Annotated in this window: 2 protein-coding genes; both read left to right on the top strand. The window is 71.2% G+C overall.

Translation table 11 applies throughout. From position 1 onward, the window contains the following. The first annotated feature begins 310 nt into the window (after positions 1 to 310). Complete coding sequence (locus AB0C69_RS41635; RefSeq protein ID WP_360362301.1) at positions 311 to 661, top strand: hypothetical protein; 351 nt, start codon at positions 311 to 313, stop codon at positions 659 to 661. 14 nt (positions 662 to 675) lie between these two features. Further along, a complete protein-coding gene (locus AB0C69_RS41630) occupies positions 676 to 2,043 on the top strand; it encodes an FtsK/SpoIIIE domain-containing protein (protein ID WP_360362299.1) in 1,368 nt (455 codons plus the stop codon). Positions 2,044 to 2,103 lie beyond the last annotated feature (60 nt).

The following is a 2,103-nucleotide window of genomic DNA, read 5'->3' as shown; positions in this document are numbered from 1 at the left end:
TCGACGTGCGGTCCGCGCAGACGCGCCCCACCGGTCTGGACGAGCTCGACCGCGTCCTCGGCGGCGGCATCGTGCCCGGAGCCGTCCTGCTGCTGTCGGGCGAACGCTCTTCGCGTTTCAGGGGCGGGAAGGCCGCTCTTGGACGGCGAAACAGGCCACTAATGAAAGTGGCCTGAGCGGGAGACCCGCCCAGGCCGGATGCGGTTAGCACCCTAGTTGGCGCTTCGATGCTACCTCGTTCGTCCTGATGGCGTGTGCTCCCTTCGGTCCGTAACGCCTGCTCAGCAGGCGGACGAGAGGTGTACTCAGCATGCGCAACATTCCTGTCGACGTCTCCGCCCTCACCTTCGTGTGCGTTTCCGCGCCGCGTCCCAAGGTGCTCAACCAGGAGACAGGCGAGGTCAAGGTCGACCGCGACGGACAGACGGTGTTCACGGTCGGCCTGTCGGCCGCCGACGCGATGGGGCGGGTGGACCTGCTCCAGGTGGCGGTGACCGGCGATCAGTCGGTGACGGTCGGGGAGGTCGTGACGCCGGTCGGGCTGGTGGCCTTCCCCTGGGAGGCGGTTCTCGGCGGGGAGAAGCGGTGGGGCGTCGCCTACCGCGCTACCCGCGTCGTCCCCGTCTCCTCGGACTCGTCCGCTCCGGCGGGCGTGGCCTGAACGGGGCTGCCGGCATGACTGACTTCGTCCTGGTGCTCGGGGCCCTGGCCGCTGCGGCGGCCGGCCTCTGGGCCTGGCGCCGGTTCCACCCGGTGTCGTTCTGGTACGGCGTCGGATTCCCGCTCCGGGCGGCGCTGGTCTACCTGACGTGGCATCACGTCGCGTCCGGCTGCAAGCTGACCCGCAACCGGCGGCGGTTCCGCCTCACCCTCGACGCCATCCCCGTGGTCGGTCCTGCCTCCCGGTCCGCTGCGACGGTGGTCGAGCACAAGCGGCGGGTTCGGCGGGTCGACGTCGAGCGCTCGCCCCGCCTCGGGCTGCTGCGGCCTACCCGGCTGGGGTGGCGCATGCGGCTGCGCCTGCACGACGGACAAGTCCCCGCCGACTACGAGAAAGCCGCCGAGGGGATCGCGCACGCCTGGCGCGTCCACTCGGTGCGCGTGGTCGATGTGCGGCCGGGCTCGGTGACGCTGTGGGCGACGATGCGTGACCCGCTGGTCGAGGTGGTCACCGTCCCAGAGACCGGTGAGCTGCTGACCGTGCGTCCCGGGAAGCTGGAGAACGGCCGTGACTGGGTGATCGACTTCCGCACGGTGCCGCACTGGCTGAACGTCGGCGCGACACAGTCGGGCAAGTCGAACCTGGCCAACGCTCTGCTCAAGGGCTTGGCTCCGCAACCGGTCGCCCTGGTCGGCTTCGACCTCAAAGGCGGCGTCGAGTTCACCCCCTACGCGCCTCGACTGTCGGCGCTGGCCACGACACGCAAAGAGTCGGTCGATCTGCTGGTCGATCTGGTGGGCGAGGTGGAGAACCGCATGGCCACCTGCCGGGCGCACGGTGCGCGCAACGTGTGGACGCTGCCGGAGGATCTGCGGCCTATGCCGATCGTGGTCCTGGTGGACGAGGTCGCCGAACTGTTCCTCATGGCCGCCAAGAGCGAGAAAGACGAGGTGGCCAAGACCGCTACCGCGCTGCTGCGGGTCGCCCAGCTCGGGCGGGCCTTCGCGGTCTACCTGGTCGTCTGCGGTCAGCGCGTCGGCTCCGACCTGGGGCCGGGTGTGACCGCGCTGCGGGCCCAGTTGTCGGGGCGGGTGTGCCACCGGGTCAACGACCCGGAGACGGCGAACATGGCCCTCGGCGACCTCGACCCCGCCGCCCTGGACGCCGCCCGCGTCATCGCGGCTGAGACTCCGGGCGTGTGCATCGTCGCCGGCCAAGACGGCTCGTGGCACCGCGCCCGCTCGGTCTACGTCCCCGAACACGAGGCCGAACAGGCCGCGCGCGACTACGCGCACCTGACCCCGGACTGGGAGACCCTCGTCGGCTCCGCCCCGGTCATCCGCCCCGCGGCGTTCCAGGTGCCGAGGAGCCCGTCGGGGTAGGCGACGGCGTAGCCGTGGCGGTCGGCGACCCCGTCGAGCCCGCTCTGCCTGCGGACGTAC

Origin of the sequence: Actinomadura sp. NPDC048032 (genome assembly GCF_040653175.1) — a bacterium.
Taxonomy (GTDB): Bacteria; Actinomycetota; Actinomycetes; order Streptosporangiales; family Streptosporangiaceae; genus Spirillospora; species Spirillospora verrucosospora.
The sequence above is the reverse complement of the archived record's forward strand: the minus strand, read 5'-3'. Positions and strand labels throughout refer to the sequence as shown.

Bases quoted from the DNA above. Each gene is read 5' to 3' on its own strand.
- AB0C69_RS41635 (WP_360362301.1), top strand. From the start codon at position 311: ATGCGCAACATTCCTGTCGACGTCTCCGCCCTCACCTTCGTGTGCGTT.
- AB0C69_RS41630 (WP_360362299.1), top strand. From the start codon at position 676: ATGACTGACTTCGTCCTGGTGCTCGGGGCCCTGGCCGCTGCGGCGGCC.